The following is a 19677-nucleotide window of genomic DNA, read 5'->3' on the forward strand; positions in this document are numbered from 1 at the left end:
TAAGCTGGATAGATGGAATAGCGCGCGAATATCTCGCGTTGAAAATTGCGCAGCGGGGTTACCCTGCAAAAGCAATCGCGAAAAATGACGTCTCGCGAATTACTTATGCACATAGCGCTGAACAGCGATTGGAAAAATGACCGGCGCGAGACCAAATGTAAATTTTCTATGAAAAATTTTTGGTATTGCACCGTCGTTTGTGACACGCGTGAATCTGTGCGCTGATTCAAAACCTTGCTTTCGCAACTCAGCGTCGGCAACACCGCAACAGTCGCCAAGAGTCTCGACCCCCGTCGAATCCACGGATTGTCAGGAAATGCGCTTGGTGTATTTATTTCTTGTTCGCGACGCCCACGGATCTCCAGATCAGCGCGGTTTGAGACCCAAGGGCGGACGTGCAAATCGGCGGCGGTGTGCGCGTTAGCGACGCTTTCCAAGCGAAGCTAGATTGACGGCTCATAGCGATATGAGGACGGTCGACCTGTGTCAAAATATCTCCGGCGGTGCCCCCGACGATTTGGGGGATCGAACAAGAGAGACCAGGGCGTCAGTCGGAATCTGGCAACGGGAACGCGGCGCGGGCGAACGGGTTGACGACGACACGCGGCGGCGAAGCGCCGGGCATCTCGGTGTTCGGTAGCGGCAGTTCGATTTTGAAGACACGAGCAAACTGGCAACTTGCCGCGATACGTCGCGGTGGGAGGGGGAGGACTTATGCCTTACGGTATCATCACTGCAGTCGAACCAACGACAGCCCAAGTGCAGATTTCCTGTGGTGCCGTAATCAACCCCTCGGACGCTGGCTCTTACCCGCAGAGGCCGTCGAGTACGCGCTGACCTCGCGGGACGCATCTTCTCCAAACAGCTGACCTGTCGCGTGGCGCATGGCCGCCACACGGGAGAGCTTTGTCCGGAGCAGACCGCGCCCGCTAGAGGTCGCGTCGTGGCAGGACCCCTGCGCGGCGCTTTCGCAATCATCATCTCTCAGTTTTGGAAAAGTACGAAGGCAATGACGAACACGGAACAGGATCGCTGGTCGCGGGTAAAGGGACGTTTGCGGACGAGCGTTGGCGAGGACGTCTACACGAGTTGGTTCGCGCGGATGGATCTCGAGAGCGTGCACGATGAGAGCGTGCATCTGTCGGTTCCGACCCGGTTCCTCAAGAGCTGGATCCAGGCGCATTACGCCGAACGCGTGCTCTCCTGCTGGCAGGCCGAGATGCCCGAAGTGCATCGCATCGACCTCACCGTGCGCTCGGCGATCCGCGCGATGGCCCCCGTGAAGGAAGCGGCTGCACCGGTGGAAGCGCGCCGTGTCGAGCGCAATGACGGCCGTCCCGCGCCTGAACTGCGCTCGTTCGCGACGGCGCCGGTGTCCGCCAGCCATGATGCGCTCGGCGGCTCGCCGCTCGATCCGCGCCTGACCTTTGCAAGCTTCGTCGTCGGCCGTTCGAACACGCTGGCCCATGCGGCTGCGCGCCAGGTCGCGGAAGGTCGCCGCGGCGATCCCGTGATGTTCAACCCGCTCTACATCCATGCCGGCGTCGGCCTCGGCAAGACGCACCTGCTGCAAGCGGTGACCTGGGCCGGCAATTCCGGCGGCGAGCGCAAGGTGCTGTATCTCACGGCCGAGAAGTTCATGTACGGCTTCGTCGCAGCGCTGAAGACGCAGACGGCGCTGGCGTTCAAGGAGGCGCTGCGCGGCATCGACGTGCTGGTCATCGACGATCTGCAGTTCCTGCAGGGCAAGTCGACGCAGGCCGAGTTCTGCCACACGCTGAACGCGCTGATCGACGCTGGCCGTCAGGTCGTGATCGCCGCCGACCGTCCGCCGTCCGACCTCGAAAGCCTCGACGACCGCGTGCGCTCGCGGCTCGCCGGTGGCCTAGTGGTCGAGATGGGTTCGCTCGGCGAGGAACTGCGGCTTGGTATCCTCAAGTCGCGCGTCGCCGCGGCCCGCGCCCACCATGCGACCTTCGATGTGCCGGAAGAAGTGCTCGACTATCTGGCGCGCACCATCACCCATAACGGCCGCGACCTCGAGGGCGCGATCAACCGCCTCTTGGCGCACTCCAAGCTCAACAACCAGCCGGTGACGCTGGAGATGGCCGAGCGCGAGGTGCGCGACCTGATCCGCCCGCAGGAGCCGAAGCGGATCAAGATCGAGGACATCCAGCGCGTGGTCGCCCGGCAGTACAATGTCAGCCGCTCCGACCTCTTGTCGTCCCGCCGCACCGCCAACGTGGTGCGTCCGCGCCAGGTTGCAATGTATCTGGCCAAGACGCTGACCCTGCGCTCGCTGCCGGAGATCGGCCGGCGCTTCGGCGGCCGCGATCACACCACGGTGTTGCACGCGGTGCGCAAGATTGAGGCACTGGTCGCCAAGGACACGACGCTGTCGGAGGAAGTCGAATCGCTGAAGCGTCAATTGCAGGAATAAGACTGCAGGAATGAGGCCGCCTCATTTGGCTGGCTCGTTCCATAGCCCTCCCCTTTATCAAGAGGGGAGGGCTAAACTTTTTTCCGGCCCAAAACGTGGGGAACGGGGCCCGTTTCGCGCCCGTATCCCTTGCACCGGCCGCCCATCCGCGCCACCTTGCGGTCCCCCCGTGGGTTTGATCAAATCCGGTATTGATCCGGCTTATCGGGTTTCCAATGCCGCGGTGCTGCCCTGAACGGCCGCCCGGCTTTTCCATCTGAGGGATCTGGCGGGTATTGCAATGAAGGTCACCGTCGAGCGCGCGCAACTCCTGAAATCGCTGGGTCACGTTCACCGCGTGGTCGAGCGCCGCAACACCATCCCGATCCTCGGCAACGTGTTGATCCGCGCCGAGGGCGCCAAATTGTCGCTGAAGGCAACCGACCTCGATCTCGAGGTGACGGAGACCTTGGCCGCCGAGACCGGAACCGCCGGCTCGACCACGGTGCCGGCGCACATGTTCTACGACATCGTCCGCAAGCTGCCCGACGGTTCGCAGATCGTGCTGGAGGCCGACGGCGACCGCTCGGTGCTCGCGGTGCGCGCCGGCCGCTCGCGCTTCACGCTGCAGACCCTGCCCGAAAGCGATTTCCCGGGCCTTGCCGCCGGCGACATGACGCATTCGTTCTCACTGCCGGCCTCCGACATCAAGCGGCTGATCGACCGCACCCAGTTTGCGATCTCGACCGAAGAGACCCGCTATTACCTCAACGGCATCTATCTGCACGCCGCCGGCAGCGCCAAGGCGGCGACCCTGCGCGGGGTTGCGACCGACGGCCATCGTCTGGCGCAGATCGACCTCGCGCTGCCCAAGGGCGCGACCGGCATGCCCGGCGTGATCGTCCCGCGCAAGACGGTCGGCGAGGTGCAGCGGCTGATCGAGGGCGACGACGCCGAGATCTCGATCGAGCTGTCGGATGGCAAGATCCGCTTCACGCTCGGCAATGTGGTGCTGACCTCGAAGCTGATCGACGGCACCTTCCCGGACTATGGCCGCGTCATTCCGCAGAACAACGACAAGGAACTGGTGGTCGACAAGAAGGATTTCGAGGCCGCCGTCGATCGCGTCTCGACCATTTCCAGCGAACGCGGCCGCGCCGTGAAGCTGGCTTTGTCCGCCGGCAAGCTGGTGCTCTCGGTCACCAACCCGGATTCCGGCAGCGCCACCGAAGAGCTCGAGGTCGAGTACGCTTCCGATGCGCTCGATATCGGCTTCAACTCGCGCTATCTGCTCGACATCGCCGCCCAGATCGAGGGCGAGGTCGCGGTGCTGAAGCTCGCCGATCCCGGCTCGCCGACCCTAGTGCAGGACCGCGACAGCAAGGGCGCGCTCTACGTGCTGATGCCGATGCGAGTGTGACTTCTCCTCTCGTCATGGCCGGGCTTGATCCGGCCATCCATCGAACAAGAGATGACCTATTGGGTGTACATCCTCGCGAGCAAGCCCGGTGGAACTCTCTACGTTGGCGTGACCAATAATCTGGTCCGGCGAGTTTACGAACATCGCGAGGGTCTCGCCGAAGGCTTTACCAAGCGGCACGGCATCAAGACCCTCGTCTACTTTGAGGCGCATGAGACAATCGCCGCGGCGCTTCAGCGCGACAAAAACATCAAGCACTGGTCGCGTGAGTGGAAGATTGATCTGATCGTTGCCCGCAATCCCGACTGGCGAGACTTATATGACGAAATTGTCCGCTAGCGCGGACAATGGATTGCCGGGTCAAGCCCGGCAATAACAAGGTAACATGACCCCATCCCGCATTCATCGCCTGTCGCTGACGCATTTCCGGAATTACCGGACGGCGACGCTGCAGGTCGCGGGCGACATGGTGGTGCTGGTCGGGCCGAACGGCGCCGGCAAGACCAATTGCATGGAGGCGGTCTCGTTCCTGTCGCCGGGCCGCGGGCTGCGCCGCGCGACCTTGGAGGACATCGCCGACAATCAGGGCGACGGCTCCTGGGCGGTCTCGGCCGAAATCGAGGGTGCGCTCGGCCTCGCCACGCTCGGCACCGGCATCGATCCCCCGACCGGCGAGGCGAGCAACAGCCGACGCTGCCGCATCGATCGCGAACCGGTGGGGTCCGCGACCGCGTTCGGTGACCACCTGCGCATGGTGTGGCTGACGCCGGCGATGGACGGCCTGTTCATGGGCGCCGCCTCCGAGCGGCGGCGCTTCTTCGACCGCCTGGTGCTGGCGATCGATTCCGAGCACTCCAGCCGGGTCTCGGCGCTGGAGCGCTCGCTGCGCTCGCGCAACCGGCTGCTCGAGGTGCGCAACTACGACGACCATTGGTGTGATGCGATCGAGCGCGAGACCGCGGAGCTTGCGGTCGCGGTCGCCGCATCGCGCGGCCAGACCGCCGCCAAGCTCGCCACGATGCTGCACGCGCGCGGCACCGCCTCGGCCTTCCCGTCCGCCGAGATCATGCTCGACGGCTGGATGGAGAACGCGCTGCTGCAGGAGCCTGCGACCGCGGTGGAGGACCGCTACCGCGAGATCCTGCGCGCCAGCCGTCCGCGCGACGCCGCCGCCGGGCGCACGCTCGACGGCCCACATCTGACCGATCTGCAGGTGATCTATGCGCCGAAGAGCATGCCGGCGCGCGACGCCTCGACCGGCGAGCAGAAGGCGCTCTTGATCGGGCTGGTGCTGGCGCATGCCACGATGGTCGCGGAGATGACCGGCATCGTGCCGCTGCTGCTGCTCGACGAGGTCGTCGCCCATCTCGATCCGAATAGGCGCAAGGCGCTGTTCGACGAGCTCGCCAAGCTCGGTGCACAGGTCTGGATGACCGGCGCCGACCCTGCCGCCTTCGTCGACATCGGCCCGACGGGAGAGATTTTCGACGTCGAATCCGGCCGCGCCACACGGCGCGGCTAAGCGCGCGGAATCGCCTCCGAAAGGGGAGCGAATCTGCCTTCGAATCGGGCTTTTCAGAGCCTCCGGAATCGGCCTTTGAGAGCCTTGAAACAGGCCGAAAAAATCCTATTTATTCAATAGTTTGTAGACAGAGACTTTGCGCTAGGCGCAACTGCTCTTTCATGGCACAAATAGCGGAATCAGCGCCTCATTTTGTGCAGCTGATTCGGGACATCCTCGAAGGCCTCACATGACTGAACCTGCCCGGCAGACCCCTGCCGAATCTGAGCATCCCATTCCGGCCGAATATGGTGCGGAATCGATCCGGGTGCTGAAGGGCCTCGACGCCGTCCGCAAGCGGCCCGGCATGTATATCGGCGACACCGACGACGGTTCCGGCCTGCACCACATGGTCTACGAGGTCGTCGACAACGCGATCGACGAAGCGCTGGCGGGCCATGCAAGCCGCGTCCTGGTTACCCTCAACGCCGACAATTCCGTCACCGTGTACGACGACGGCCGCGGCATTCCGGTCGGCATCCATAAGGGCGAAGGCGTCTCGGCGGCCGAGGTCATCATGACCCAGCTCCACGCCGGCGGAAAGTTCGACCAGAACTCCTACAAGGTCTCCGGCGGTCTGCACGGCGTCGGCGTCTCCGTCGTCAACGCGCTGTCCAGCAGGCTGGGCTTGCGGATCTGGCGCGACGACAAGGAGCACTACATCGAATTCGCGCACGGCGATGCCGTGGCGCCGCTCAAGGTGGTCGGCGATGCCCCGGGCAAGCGCGGCACCGAGGTCACCTTCCTCGCCTCGCCCGAGACCTTCAAGAACATCGAATATGATTTCGCGACGCTCGAGCACCGGCTGCGCGAGCTCGCCTTCCTCAATTCCGGCGTCCACATCGTGCTGTCCGACATGCGCCACGCGGTCGAGAAGCGCGAAGAGATGCACTATTCCGGCGGTGTCGAGGAATTCGTCAAATATCTCGACCGCAACAAGAAGGCGATCGTGCCGGCGCCGATCATGGTGCGTGCGGAAGCCAACGGCATCGGCGTCGAAGCCGCGCTGTGGTGGAACGACAGCTACCACGAGAACGTGCTGTGCTTCACCAACAACATCCCGCAGCGCGACGGCGGCACCCATCTGGCCGGCTTCCGCGGCGCGCTGACGCGCCAGGTCAACGGCTATGCCGAGGCCAATGCGAAGAAGGAAAAGATCGCGCTGACCGGCGACGATTGCCGCGAAGGCCTCACCGCGGTGCTGTCGGTGAAGGTGCCCGATCCGAAATTCTCGTCGCAGACCAAGGACAAGCTGGTGTCCTCGGAGGTTCGACCGGTGGTCGAGAACGTCCTGAACGAGGCGCTCGCGGCCTGGTTCGAGGAGAATCCGAAGGAAGCCAAGGAAATCGTCGGCAAGGTGATCCAGGCCGCCGCTGCCCGCGAGGCTGCGCGCAAGGCACGCGAGCTGACCCGCAAGAACCCGCTCAGCGTCTCCTCGCTGCCCGGCAAGCTCGCCGACTGCCAGGAGAAGGATCCTGCGAAGTCCGAACTGTTCATCGTCGAGGGCGACTCGGCAGGCGGCAGCGCCAAGCAGGGCCGCAACCGCGAATTCCAGGCGGTGCTGCCGCTGCGCGGCAAGATCCTCAATGTCGAGCGCGTGCGCCCAGACAAGATGCTGTCGTCGGAGCAGATCGGCACGCTGATCACCGCGCTCGGCACCGGCATCAGCGACGATTTCTCGGTCGACAAGCTGCGCTATCACAAGATCATCGTGATGACCGACGCCGACGTCGACGGCGCTCATATCCGCACGCTGCTGTTGACCTTCTTCTATCGCCAGATGCGCTCGATCATCGATGGCGGCTTTCTCTATATCGCCCAGCCGCCGCTCTATAAGGTCTCGCGCGGCAAGTCCGAGCAATATCTGAAGGACGAGCGCGCGCTCGAGGATTATCTGATCTCGACCGGGCTCGACGAATGCGTCTTCAAGCCGGCTTCCGGCGAAGACCGCTCGGGCCGTGATCTGCTGTCGCTGGTCGAAGACGCCCGGACGATCCGCTCCGTGCTGCGCAACCTTCACAGCCGCTACAATCGCGCGGTGATCGAGCAGGCCGCGATCGCCGGCGTGCTGACCCCGAGAATCACCAGCGATATCGCGACCGCCAACTCCGCGGCTGATTACATCGCCAAGCGGCTGGACGCGGTTGCCGACGAAGTGGAGCGCGGCTGGATCGGCACCTTCACTGAAGGCCAGGGCTTCCAGTTCGAGCGCACCGTGCGCGGCGTCAAGGAAGTGGCCGTGATTGACGACGCGTTTCTTGGCTCGGCCGATGCACGCAAGCTCGACGAGTATGCGACCAGGCTGCAGGAGATCTACGTGCGGGCGGGCAAGCTCCGGCGCAAGGATGCCGAGCAGACCATTCACGGCCCGATCGACCTGTTCGAGGCCGTGACCGACGCTGCTCGCAAGGGTATCTCGCTGCAGCGCTACAAAGGTCTCGGCGAGATGAATCCGGAGCAGCTGTGGGAGACCACGCTGGACACCGAGGCGCGCTCGCTGCTCCAGGTGAAGATCAAGGAGGTCGACGAGGCCGACGATATCTTCACCAAGCTGATGGGCGACGTCGTCGAACCGCGCCGCGACTTCATCCAGGAAAACTCGCTCAGCGCCACCATCGACATCTAGGGACCTGCTCCCGGCGGCCAGGCGGACATGCGCTTTCCGACGCGACGGCTCGGCCAAGATGACGTGTCCGTGACCGCGCGCTCCGTACCGTCGCGCGGCTACCTTTCGTGTGGAAGCTGCGCCGGGAGTTGTGTTACGGTGCCGGACAGCCATTGATTCCGTTACGGAATTTCGCGTGGCCCAATTCGAATCCAAGTCTGGATGATGCGTTAGGGGACATTCCGCGTGCCGCCGATCCAATACATCGTCGAAGGCGGCCGCCGCCTTTCGGGCACCATCGAGCCGTCGGGCAACAAGAACTCCGCGCTGCCGATCATCGCAGCTGCCCTGCTCACCGAGCATCCGGTCACGCTGACCAACGTGCCGCGCATTCGCGACACCGAAACGCTGGTCGAGCTATGCCGCTCGGTCGGCGCCAGCGCCGAATGGACCGAGCGCAACACGCTGCAGATCCATGCCAAGGAGATCCGCGCCGCCGATCTCGATCCGGCTCTGTGCGCGCGGATCCGCGCCTCGATCCTGCTGGCAGGTCCGCTGCTCGCCCGCTGCGGCGAGGTCGCGTTGCCGCCGCCCGGCGGCGACGTGATCGGCCGCCGCCGCCTCGACACGCACTTTTTGGCCTTCGAGCAGCTCGGCGCCACGGTCACCGCGACGCACCGGCTGGAATTCCGCGCCGCGCGCCTGAAGGGCGCCGATGTGTTCCTCGACGAGCCCAGCGTCACCGCGACGGAGAACGCACTGGTCGCCGCCGTCGCCGCCCGCGGCACCACCTATCTGCGCAACGCGGCCTCCGAGCCGCATGTGCAGGATCTCGCCAATTTCCTGGTCGCGCTTGGCGCGAAGATCGAAGGTATCGGTACCAACACCGTCACCGTGCACGGCCAGGCGCCGCTCGGCGGCACGAGCTACGCGATCCAGCCCGACCATATCGAGGTCGGATCGCTGATCGGGCTTGCCGCGGTGACCCGCTCGCCGCTGCGCATCGCGCGCGCCGGCGTCGAGCATCTGCGCTCGATCCGGATGGGCTTTGAACGGCTCGGCATCGTCTGCGGCGTCGAGGGCGACGACCTCGTCGTGCCGTCGAACCAGACCATGAAGATTCAGGATGATTTCGGCGGCCACGTGCCGAAGCTCGAGGACCAGCCCTGGCCCGCCTTCCCGGCGGACCTGATGTCGATCGCGATCGTCACCGCGACGCAGTGCGACGGCGTCATCCTGATGCACGAGAAGATGTTCGAATCGCGCATGTTCTTCGTCGACAATCTGATCGCGATGGGTGGCCGCATCGTGCTGTGCGATCCGCACCGTGCGATCGTGGCCGGTCCGAGCCGGCTGCGCGGCGCGCCGATGAACTCGCCCGACATCCGCGCCGGTATGGCGATGCTACTGGCCGCGGTGTGCGCCAACGGCACCTCCACCATCAACAATGCCGACCAGATCGAGCGCGGCTATGAGCGGATCGACGAGCGGCTCAACGCGCTCGGCGCCAAGATCAAGCGGATACCCGCGCGATCGTGATCCCGGCTTGATCCGGAAAGGTGTGAAGCGGCCTCCCGGTCGGATCATGCTCAAACGACAAGTTGGGACACGATGATCTCTGCGTGAGATCGTCGCGTTTGGGCAGTTTGGCCATCCTTCCGGCCGGTTTCCCGTGCTAAGCGGGCCGTCATGACCTGCATCGACAAGATCGACCCGGCCGCGTCGCGCGCGGCCGTCGTCCCCTCTCGCAAGCTGCTCACGGCCGAGCTCGCCGAAACGCTGAAGCTCGCGGTGCCGCTTGCGCTGACGCAGCTCGGGCAGATCGCGATGATGACGACCGATCTCGCCTTCATCGGCCGGCTCGGCAGCGAGAACGTCGCCGCGGCGGCGCTGGCGCATACCGTGTATTTCGTCAGCTTCACCATCGGCATGGGCATGATGTCGGCGGTCTCGCCGCTGGCCGCGCAGGCGTTCGGCGCCCGCAACCCGCGCGTGATGCGGCGCGCGTTCCGCGTCGGCCTGTGGGCCGCCTTCTTCATGGTGCTGCCGCTGATGGCGCTGCCGTTCCATGGCGAGCGCATCCTGCTCGCGCTCGGCCAGACCCAGGCCACCGCGCATCTGGCGCAGCAATATCTGTTCGGGCTTGCCTGGGGCATCCTGCCGGCGCTGTGGTTCATCGCGATCCGCGGCTTCATGAGCGCCGTGAACCGGCCAGAGCCGGTGCTGTGGATCACGCTTGCGGCGATCCCGGCCAATGCGCTGATGGTCTACCTGTTGCTCTACGGCAAATGGGGCATGCCCGAACTCGGCATGTTCGGCGCCGGACTTGCGACCACGATCGTCAATCTCAGCACCTTCCTCGCCGGCGCGTGGTTCGCGGCGCGGCGCCGCCCGTTCCGCAAGTACCATGTGTTCAGCCGCGTCTGGCGCATCGACTGGCCGTTGATGGGCAAGCTTGTCGCCGTCGGCGCGCCGATCGCGATCGCCTTCCTCCTGGAATACGGCCTGTTCGGCGCGGCCGGCCTGCTGATGGGGCTGATCAGCACCACGGCGCTGGCGGCGCACCAGATCGCGCTGCAGATCGCGGCGATCCTGTTCATGGTGCCGTTCGGCGTCAGCATGGCCGCCACCGTGCGGGTCGGCCAGGCCGTCGGCCGCCGGGACACCGACGCGGTGCAGCGTGCCGGCTTTGTCGCAGTCGCGCTCGCCGGCGTGTTCATGAGCGTCATGACGCTCGCGGTGATCCTGGCGCGCTTCGAGATCGCGGCGCTGTTCCTCGGCGAGGCCTCCGACGCCACCGCGCAGCTCACCGCGATGCTGCTCTTGATCGGCGCGACCTTCTTCATCGCCGATGGCGTGCAGACCACCACCGCGGGCGCGCTGCGCGGCATGAACGACACCCAGGTGCCGCTGCTGTTCGCCGTCATCAGCTATTGGCTGATCGGCTTCGCGTCGGCCTCCGCGCTCGCCTTCTGGGTCGGGCTCAACGCCCCCGGCGTCTGGATCGGGCTGTCGCTCGGCACTGCGGTCTATGCCACCCTCCTGATCTTGCGTTTCCGCCTGCTGGCACGCAGACTGGTAGGATGAAGGTTGCCGCACGAAGGTCGACGAGGTCACACCGAACGGAGGCTGGCGCATGACCTTGTCGGTCGATCTGTTCTTCTCGTTCCGCAGTCCGTACAGCTATCTGGCGCTGCCGAAGACGCTGAAGATGGTCGCAGACTACGATGTCGCGGTGAATTTGCGGCCGGTCTATCCGCTCGCGGTGCGGGTGCCCGGCTTCTTCAAGAAGACCAATCCGCAATTCGCCCGCTATGTCGTGCTCGATTCCAGCCGTGTCGCCAAGCACGAGAACATCCCGTTCCGCTTTCCGCGTCCGGACCCGATCGTGCAGGACATGACGACGCTCGACGTCGCCACGCATCAGCCCTACATCCACCGGCTGACCCGGCTCGGCGCTGCCGCGCAGCTCGAGGGGCGGTCGCTTGCCTTTACCTCCGCGATCAGCCGCGTGCTGTGGGACGGCTCAGTGAAGGGCTGGAACGAGGGCGATCATCTGGCACGAGCGGCAGATGCCGCCGGCTTCGACCTCGCTGTGATGGATGCGGCGATCGCCGCCGATCCCGATCGCTATGAAGCAGTCATCAAGGGCAACGAGGATGCGCACGCGGCCTCCGGCCATTGGGGCGTGCCGACCTTCGTATTCGCCAACGAACCGTTCTTCGGTCAGGACCGCATCGACCTCCTGATCTGGCGCATGGAGGGCAAGGGCCTGACGCGCCGCATGGCATAGCCAAAGGTCATGCCGCGCTCTTCTCCGATGTTTCGGCAACGATCTTCTCGGAAGCATCCTCGTTCGTGCACCAATTGCCGTGGCAGCGCTTGAGGTCGCTCAGATTCTGCCGCATCTGGTCGAGCGAAAATCCAAGCGCGAAGAACCGCTCCATGGCATCGACCGGAAGGCCGCGGGTCAGGCCCTCGCTGCGCACCGCGGCCACCTCCTCGCTGTAGGCATGCAGCGCGGCATCGACCGGCGCCATGTCGGCCGGGCCGCTGCCGGCGCGCAGGGCGGTCGCGACCGCCACCATGTAAGTCACGATGGCATTGCTGACGTCGGCCAACGGCCGCGCCAGCCTGGCCTGAATATCGGCCGGCAGCGGCACCACGCAGGCGCGCCCGATCATCACGACGTCGTGCCGCAGCCGCTGGATCGTCCGCAACAGCGGACCGGTGTCCGGCCCGGACGACAGATGCATGGTGCGTTCACGCTCCGCCTCGAGGCCGGTCGCGTGCAAATTGGTCACCGCGGTGCCGATGCCATCCTGGATCCGGTGCAGTGCGTCGTTGTCGAGCCCGCGCGTCAGACCGGCGAGCAATTCGGCGAACGCCGCCGAGAGCAGTTCCAGCAGTTTCGACGCATTGACCCTGATCTGGCTGACCGCGCGCGACGGCAGCACCAGGAACGAGATCACAAGGCCAGTCAGCGCACCGACCGTGACCTCGAGCACGCGGTCGATCGCGGAGTCCAGCGGATTGGAGTGATGCATCGTCGGCAGCAGCAGCACGATCACGGCCGTCACCGTCGCCGAGTTCAGGCTGGGATTGAGCGCGGCGATGAACGCCAGCGGCACGATCGCCAAGACCAGCAGCGCCAGCAGGCTGCCCTCGCCGGAATGCGGGATCAGCACCGCGATCGCGCCGCCATAGATGGCGCCGCCGATGGTGCCGAGCATGTAGTCGCGGGTCGCCTTCAGCGAGCGGCCGACGCTCATCTGGGTCACGATCAGCGAGGTCAGCACCGCCCATAGCGGCAGCATGAGGTGCAACGCCAGCGCGATGGTATAGGCGGCCACGCCGGCGGACGCGATCCGGACCGCCAGCGCCAACTGCGTCCTGCGGGTCCAGAGCTGGTCGAACATGCGTTTTGCGAAGGTCCTCATGCACCCTGATCCGCAATCAATGGAAAGGCCCGTGTTACATGACTTGAAGTCCAGCGACCTGAAGCATGGCTGCTGCCCGCGGCAGCAAGGTGGCTTGAAAGGCCAAACCTGCCCGCCTACCCTGCGCCGCAAAGTTGAGGAAACACGATGGCCCACGAAACCGCAACGCTCGCCGCCTATGTCGCCGACCTGAAATACTCCGATATCCCGCCGGAAGTGCTGGAGCGCGCGAAGGTTTTGACGCTGGATTTCCTGGGCAGCACCATCCGCGCCCGCCGCGATGCGGAATCGACCCCGTCGCTGATGAAGATGCTGGAGGCACTGGCGCTGGACGGCAAGGGCGAGGCCACGGTGTTCGGCGACACCAAGACCTGGACGCCGGCGGTGGCGGCGCTGCTCAACGGCGCGCTCGGCCATTCGCTCGACTTCGACGACACCCACGCCGATTCCTCGCTGCATCCGAGCGCACCCGTGGTGCCTGCCGCGTTCGCGATCGGCGAGATGGTCGGCGCGTCCGGCCGCGACGTGCTGACCGCGATCGTCGCCGGCTATGAGGTGTGCTGCCGGCTCGGCAACGCGCTCGACCCGACCTCGCATTATGCCAAGGGCTTCCACCCGACCGCGACCGCCGGCACCTATGGCGCCGCCGCGGCGGCGGCAAAACTGTTCGGGCTGTCGAAGCAACAGATCGTCTCCGCGTTCGGCGTCTCCGGCAGCCAGGCCGCGGGCTCGCTGCAATTCCTGGTCAACGGCGCCTGGAACAAGCGCTACCAGGTCGGCGCCGCCGCGATGAACGGCGTGATCGCAGCGACCTTGGCGCGCAACGACTTCATCGGTTCGAGCGAATCGGTCGAGGGCAAGCATGGCCTGCTGGTCGGCTATACCGATGACGCGCATCCGGACAAGGCGGTGGCCGGCCTCGGCAGCACCTATGAGACCTTGAAGATCGGCGTGAAGCCGTATCCGAGCTGCCGCTACACCCATGCCGCGATCGACGCGCTGATCGCGATGCGGCGCGAGCACAATCTGACGCCGGACCAGATCAGGAAGGTCGAGATCGGCCTGCACCGCAACGGCATCACGCTGACCGGCGACGCCGCCACCAAGCGTCACCCGACCTCGGTGGTCGGCGGCCAGTTCTCGATGTTCTTCACCGGCGCGATCGCGCTCGACCAGGGCCATTTCGGCTGGGACGATTACGACCGGCTCGGCGATGCGGCGATCGACGCGCTCGCCGACAAGTTCGACGTGGTGCAGGACGACCGCCTCGAGGTCGGCCGCACCCATCCGTTCGGCGCCCGCGTCTCGATCACCACCGATGACGGCACCCATGAGCGCCTCTATGCCGATCCCTCCGGCGAGCCGACCTCGTTCCCCGATGCACAGGCGATGCAGCAGAAGTTCTTGACGCTGGCCCGCCCGGTGCTCGACAAGCGCGCCGACCAGCTCGCGGACGCGATCCTGACGCTGGAGCGGTTCGACCGCGTGGAGAAGGCGACGCAGCTGGGACGGCAGTAAGCGTATCCATCGTGACTGCGTAAGCTGCGCGCCACGCCCATAGCTGTCGTCCCTGCGAAAGCAGGGACCCATAACCACAGGGTTGCGTTGTGAGAGTCACGTGTGGCGAAATGGATTCCGCGCTCACGCCAAGAGGCGCGCCCCGGAATGACGGAGAACCTACTCGGCTCCATCAATGATCACGAAATCCCCGTCCGAGTATTTCTGCCGGATTGCTTTCGCGGCTTGATAGTCGGGACAGGTGTAGCATTCCATCGCGGTGGCGCGATCCTTGAACTCGATGACGAAATTGCGCTGGCGCGTCGCGCCTTCCATCACCTCATACGGGCCGTTGCGCACGATGAAATGGGCGCCGTATCTGGCGAATACCGGCATCGCGGCGGTGAGGTACTCGGGATAACGGGCTTCATCGTGCACCGTGACGTGCACGATCCAGTAGGCTTTCGGCATGATGGTCTCTCCGGCTGAGGTAATCTTAAAGAACTGTGGCGCATCTCCTGCGAGATGCGCCACGGCATCAGAAAATTCCGGAGACCGCGATTCAATTCACGATCGCGCGGGTGTTCTGTGAAGTATCCATCAATTGCCGCCCGCGAGCCGCGCGCTTGTGGAAGTGGCCGTCACCACATCGCGAACCAGATCGAACACGCCGTCCGCCTCGGGCGGCATGTTCGGCGAGCGGCCGAGGCGGACGATCACGAGCCGCTGTGACGGCACGATGATCGCATACTGCCCGATCGTGCCTTTGGCGAAATACGCATCGCGCGGCCAGCCATGCGCGATGCGATAGCTGGCGCCGAAGCTGTTGCCGAGATTGGTCCAGAAGCCCGCGCCGTAGCCGACCCAGGCATTCGGCGTGGCCGAAGCCGAATAGGCCGCCCAGCCCTCCGGCAGGATGCGCTTGTCGCCGGCCATCCCGTCATTGAGGTAGAGCTGGCCGAGACGCGCCCAGTCGCGTGCGCTCGCCATCATCGCGCCCGATCCTTCCGGCGTGCCCGCAGCATCGAACTGCATCACGACATTGCGCATGCCGAGCGGACCGAAGAGCTTTTCACGCGCGAAGCGGATGACGTCCGCCGCGTGCCCGCCGGCGGCGTTGCGGATCAGATGCGAGAGGATCAGGTAGTTGCCATCATGATAATTCCAGACCCGGCCGGGCGCGCTCTCCAGCGAAGAGCTCTCGGCGAAGGCGGCCATATCCGATTCCATGAACTTCATGCGGTTGACCGGCTCGAGCACGGACGCCAGCGACGCCTGCAGCGAGCTGCCGAGCGCAAGCCCTGCGGTGTGGCGCAGCAGCTCGTCGACCGTGATCGCGTGGCGCGGATCGTCGGGATTCCGCCAGGCAGCGATCGGGACCGGCGGGTCGCGCGTCAGCCTGCCCTCGCGGACGAGGATTCCGATCAGGGCCGAGATCGCCGACTTGCTCATGGAGAAGCCGAGTAGCGGCGTCTCGATGCCGATGCCGTCGGCGTAGCGCTCGGCGACGATGCGACCGTCCTTCATCACGACGACAGCGCGGGTACGCCGAAACGGCGGCTCCGCCGGCTCGGCAAAGGCGCGGTCGAGCGCGGCCCCAAGCTGAGGGCTTTGCGCCGCGACGAGTGCAGGACCTGCGATCTCGGGCAGCGATGCGGCTTGCGGCCTCGAAGGCGGAAGCGCGGTATCGGCCAGCGTCTCGCCATGATCGAGCGTGCAGCCCATGCCCTCGCGATAGACCGCATGGCTGCGGCCAAGCCCGAACAGCGTCACGGTGACGTCCTTGCGATCAAGGTCGACCTCGGTGTCCATCGCCCACGTGATCAGGCCGGCCCCCGGCATCGCGTCCGTGGTCTCGGCCAGGTTTCGCCGGGGGTCGAGACCGCTGACGAAGGTCTCCGAGCAGACGACGTTGGCGACAAAGCCGGTCGCGACCTTGGGCACGTCGCGGGCCCGGGCGGCAGACAGCACCAGCGCACCGCAGGCGGCGGTGGCAATGAGAATGAAGGCGAGCTTTCGACGGGTCACGGGATCCTCCGGCATGGCGCATGGGGCGCGTGGCCGGGATCAGGCCGGAGCGGACGCGGAAGCGCTCGCCGGATTTGGAATCGGGCTGGCCGAGGACTCGGCGCGACTCGCCGATTTTGGAATATTGCAGTGATTACAAAGAGTCCAACCGCGGGCTCGTGTCACCTCTCCCGCTTGCGGGGGAGGTCCGATCGCATCGAACGACGCGATCCGGGTGGGGGCTATCTCCCCAGAATGACAGCGCGTACTTCGCGGAGACACCCCTACCCCGGCCCTCCCCGGCAAGCGGGAGAGGAAGCGTCACACCGCGCTGGCCTTCAGTTTCCGGTATTCCGTCGGCGTCACACCCGTCGTCGCCTTGAAGGCGCGGTTGAAGGGGCCGAGCGACTGGAAGCCGGCGTCCATCGCGATGGTGATGACGGGAACTGCGGCCTGGGTCGGATCGGCGAGCGCGGCCTTGGCCTCCTCGATCCGGTGGTTGTTGAGGAAGACGTTGAAATTGCGGTAGCCGAGCCGCTGGTTGATCAGCCGCCGGAGACGATATTCGGGGATCTTCAGCCGGGTTGCCAGCGTGCCGATCGTGACGTTGTCGTGGCGATAGACCCGGTCGTCCGCCATCAGCCGCATCAGGGCATCGACCAGTCTCTGGTCCGCCGCCTCCTCGACCGCAGCCGGCTTCGTCAGGACGACGGCCTCCGCCGGCACCGTGAACAGGTCGGCACCGTCGACGCGCATCATCGCCCAGGTGATTGCGGCCGCGATGGCGGTGAGCACGGCCGCGTTCAGCAAATTGGCCCCTTCCACGGTCACGCGGCTGCCGGCATAGGCGATCTGAAGCAGCGCGTTCATGCCACCGTACAGCGCAGATGCGGCGACGATGAAGACGCGGACACGGCGGCGGCGCTCGACCAGATCTGCCGACCACGATCCGATGGTTTGCGCCACCGCGAGCGCAACGAAGACGAGCGTGAGCGAATTGACCATGATGATCGCGATCCGCGCGTGACCGGCGGGTGCGATCCACATGCAATTGACGAAGCTGTAGGCCACGACCGCAGCCCAGATCAGGCCGTGCCACCAGCGCAGCTGAAACGCGTCATCGAACAGCGCGCGCGTGAACAGCCAGAACACCACGATATCGCCGGTCGAGAGCGCGATCAGTGGCGCATGCCAGTCCGAGACCGGCGGCCCGGCACCCATCGACGCGGTCACCGCATGCGCGGCCGAGCCGAGCGCGAAGGCGATCGCGAGCCGCCCGGCCAGCACCTTGCGGAAATCTGCGAACATCGAGGCCGCAAGCACCAGCAGCAGCGTCACGGTGGCGGCGCGCAAGCACAGTTCGGTTGCGGCAAAGGTCATCGGTCGATGCGATCTCCAAGGTCAGCAGAGAATCGTCCGTCAGGCGGGATTTTTCAAGAACCATCGCACGGCCAGCGGCTGCGCTGCGTGACCCAGATATCGACGACATCGCCCTCGAGCTTGCCCGGGCCCTCATTGACAGCACCCAACCGCCGCGCCACGGCCTGCGAGGCGACGTTGGCGGGATCGATGCAATGGATGATGCGGTCGACGGTGAAGTTCGCGAACACAAAGTCGATCGCGGCGCGCGCGGCCTCCACCGCATAGCCCTTGCCGCGATACTCCTTGGCGATGCCCCAGCCGACTTCGAAGCCCGGCCATTCCGGCGGATAATATGGCCCGACGCGGCCGATGTAGCGGCTGGAAGACTTCTCCTCGACCGCGAACATGCCGAAGCCGTGCAGCGCCCAATGGCCCGAGATGACCGCCGCATTGCGCCAGCCCTTCAGCTCCGAGGTGACCGGCTGATGATCCAGCGTGATCAAGCGCGCCGTCTCGGGATCGGACAGCATCTTCGTGTTGTCCGCGATGTCGGACGCGCGCCACGGCCGCAGGATGAGACGCGACGTCTCGATCACGGGCCCATCGACCTGCAACAGCTTTACGCCCGGCTTGATCAGAGAAACCATCGCTGTCCTCAGTTTCCAAGACTTTACTGCCGCCATCAGGCGCCACTCAAGCCACAATCATTTTCGTCGTCCCTGCGAAAGTGTTTGGTCCCTGCTGATTGGTTGGATGGAATCGGTGTAGAACGAGGCGTGGCCTTTGTCAGGGAGCACCTCGTGTCATGGAACTGAACCTGCACGCGAACGCCACCACGACACCAAAGACGCGTGCCTACATCCAGCGCAGCAAGAAGTCGGTTGCCCAGTTGGCGGCTGAACTGGGGGTCAGCGAGACCACGATCTACCGCTGGCGCGGCCGCACCACGGTTGGAGACCGTTCGCACCGGCCGAACAACCTCACTACCAGCCTGTCGGCCGTCGAAGAGCGAGCGGTTTGCGAGTTGCGGACGTCGCTGCAGTTGCCGCTGGACGACCTCGTCGAGGTGATGCAGCGATGCATCAATGCCAAGCTGTCCCGCAGCGCCATTCACCGCTGCCTGCAGCGCAATGGCATCAGCCGGCTTGCCAAGCCTGACAAGCCCAAGCCCGGTATCTTCGAGACCGCCAGCATCGGCTTTATCCATATCGACGTGAAGTATCTGCCGGCTCTGCAACGCCGCACCAGCTATGCTTTCGTCGCCATCGACCGCGCCACCCGCTACGTCTTTGTCGAGATCCATGTCCAGGCGGGACGGAGCCACCGCGACCGGCCTCCTCAAACGCTTCCTGGCCGACTTCCCGCACGAGGTTCACACCATCCTGACCGACAACGGCGCCGAGTTCACCGACCGCTTTGCTGTCGACAAGAAGAACAAGCCGGTCGGGAAACCGTCCGGCGACCACCCCTTTGATCAGCTCTGCAAGCAGCGCGGCATCCAGCATCGCCTGACCAAGCCCTACCACCCGCAGACCAACGGTCTCGTTGAACGCTTCAACCGTCGTATCGCCGAAGCCATTGGCCGCGAACAAAAGCGCGGCAGTGCAAGGCGCACCTTCATCGACCATGCCGATCGGGACGCCTTCATCGCCAAGTTCGTCCACGACTACAACCGAACTCGCCTCAAATGCCTCGGCTATCTGGCCCCAATGCAGGCCCTCGCCAATCACACGGGACCAAACACGAAAGCAGGGACCCATAACCAGCGATATCGGTTGGTACGCAGGGCTGGGGCCCCAGCGTGCATAACATAAGCATTTGTGGTTATGGGTCCCGGCTCGCGCTCCGCTTGGCCGGGACGACGGA

At 65.1% G+C, this 19677-nt stretch carries 16 protein-coding genes; 10 read left to right on the plus strand and 6 right to left on the minus strand.

Annotated elements, in window-relative coordinates; all coding sequences use genetic code 11:
• Positions 1 to 1009: 1009 nt before the first annotated feature.
• From dnaA to ACVIGB_RS30560, 8 genes are all read left to right on the plus strand, one after another.
• Complete coding sequence (dnaA, locus tag ACVIGB_RS30525; RefSeq protein WP_456719866.1) at positions 1010 to 2440, plus strand: chromosomal replication initiator protein DnaA; 1431 nt, start codon at positions 1010 to 1012, stop codon at positions 2438 to 2440.
• 280 nt (positions 2441 to 2720) lie between these two features.
• Positions 2721 to 3839 (plus strand): DNA polymerase III subunit beta, encoded by a 1119-nt coding sequence (gene dnaN, locus ACVIGB_RS30530; protein ID WP_074126563.1) that lies wholly within the window; start codon positions 2721 to 2723, stop codon positions 3837 to 3839.
• Between the two features lie 51 nt (positions 3840 to 3890).
• Positions 3891 to 4178, plus strand: a complete 288-nt coding sequence (locus ACVIGB_RS30535; protein ID WP_456719865.1) for a GIY-YIG nuclease family protein — start codon at positions 3891 to 3893, stop codon at positions 4176 to 4178.
• 46 nt (positions 4179 to 4224) lie between these two features.
• Positions 4225 to 5361: a DNA replication/repair protein RecF gene (gene recF, locus ACVIGB_RS30540; RefSeq protein WP_456719864.1), complete on the plus strand. Its 1137-nt coding sequence runs from the start codon at positions 4225 to 4227 to the stop codon at positions 5359 to 5361.
• Between the two features lie 229 nt (positions 5362 to 5590).
• Positions 5591 to 8026: a DNA topoisomerase (ATP-hydrolyzing) subunit B gene (gene gyrB / locus ACVIGB_RS30545; RefSeq protein ID WP_456719863.1), complete on the plus strand. Its 2436-nt coding sequence runs from the start codon at positions 5591 to 5593 to the stop codon at positions 8024 to 8026.
• Between the two features lie 225 nt (positions 8027 to 8251).
• Positions 8252 to 9544, plus strand: a complete 1293-nt coding sequence (gene murA, locus ACVIGB_RS30550) for a UDP-N-acetylglucosamine 1-carboxyvinyltransferase (RefSeq protein ID WP_456719862.1) — start codon at positions 8252 to 8254, stop codon at positions 9542 to 9544.
• A gap of 150 nt (positions 9545 to 9694) precedes the next feature.
• On the plus strand, positions 9695 to 11092 hold the full coding sequence (locus ACVIGB_RS30555; protein WP_456719861.1) for an MATE family efflux transporter: 1398 nt from the start codon (positions 9695 to 9697) through the stop codon (positions 11090 to 11092).
• A gap of 49 nt (positions 11093 to 11141) precedes the next feature.
• Positions 11142 to 11798, plus strand: coding sequence for a DsbA family protein (locus ACVIGB_RS30560; protein ID WP_456719860.1), 657 nt, complete (start codon positions 11142 to 11144; stop codon positions 11796 to 11798).
• A 7-nt stretch (positions 11799 to 11805) separates the two neighbouring features.
• On the opposite strand, the gene ACVIGB_RS30565 is transcribed toward ACVIGB_RS30560, so the two are convergent.
• On the minus strand, positions 11806 to 12945 hold the full coding sequence (locus tag ACVIGB_RS30565) for an FUSC family protein (protein ID WP_342725310.1): 1140 nt from the start codon (positions 12943 to 12945) through the stop codon (positions 11806 to 11808).
• A 147-nt stretch (positions 12946 to 13092) separates the two neighbouring features.
• Between ACVIGB_RS30565 and ACVIGB_RS30570 the strand changes: the two genes are divergently transcribed.
• Positions 13093 to 14463: an MmgE/PrpD family protein gene (locus ACVIGB_RS30570; protein WP_456719859.1), complete on the plus strand. Its 1371-nt coding sequence runs from the start codon at positions 13093 to 13095 to the stop codon at positions 14461 to 14463.
• A 159-nt stretch (positions 14464 to 14622) separates the two neighbouring features.
• On the opposite strand, the gene ACVIGB_RS30575 is transcribed toward ACVIGB_RS30570, so the two are convergent.
• From ACVIGB_RS30575 to ACVIGB_RS30595, 5 genes are all read right to left on the minus strand, one after another.
• The gene (locus ACVIGB_RS30575; RefSeq protein ID WP_456719858.1) at positions 14623 to 14913 is read right to left on the minus strand and encodes a DUF1330 domain-containing protein; all 291 of its coding nucleotides are present in this window, start codon (positions 14911 to 14913) and stop codon (positions 14623 to 14625) included.
• A 129-nt stretch (positions 14914 to 15042) separates the two neighbouring features.
• Positions 15043 to 16470: a serine hydrolase domain-containing protein gene (locus ACVIGB_RS30580; protein ID WP_456719857.1), complete on the minus strand. Its 1428-nt coding sequence runs from the start codon at positions 16468 to 16470 to the stop codon at positions 15043 to 15045.
• A 300-nt stretch (positions 16471 to 16770) separates the two neighbouring features.
• Positions 16771 to 17829 (minus strand): helix-turn-helix domain-containing protein, encoded by a 1059-nt coding sequence (locus ACVIGB_RS30585; RefSeq protein WP_456719856.1) that lies wholly within the window; start codon positions 17827 to 17829, stop codon positions 16771 to 16773.
• Between the two features lie 53 nt (positions 17830 to 17882).
• Positions 17883 to 18458, minus strand: a complete 576-nt coding sequence (locus ACVIGB_RS30590) for a GNAT family N-acetyltransferase (RefSeq protein WP_456719855.1) — start codon at positions 18456 to 18458, stop codon at positions 17883 to 17885.
• Between the two features lie 35 nt (positions 18459 to 18493).
• Positions 18494 to 19114 carry a hypothetical protein gene (locus ACVIGB_RS30595; RefSeq protein ID WP_456749248.1) on the minus strand — a complete coding sequence of 207 codons (621 nt, stop codon included), beginning with the start codon at positions 19112 to 19114 and terminating at the stop codon, positions 18494 to 18496.
• Between ACVIGB_RS30595 and ACVIGB_RS30600 the strand changes: the two genes are divergently transcribed.
• Positions 19113 to 19625, plus strand: coding sequence for an integrase core domain-containing protein (locus ACVIGB_RS30600; RefSeq protein ID WP_456719853.1), 513 nt, complete (start codon positions 19113 to 19115; stop codon positions 19623 to 19625). The genes ACVIGB_RS30595 and ACVIGB_RS30600 overlap by 2 nt on opposite strands.
• Positions 19626 to 19677 lie beyond the last annotated feature (52 nt).

This window comes from Bradyrhizobium sp. USDA 4341 (assembly GCF_054063755.1).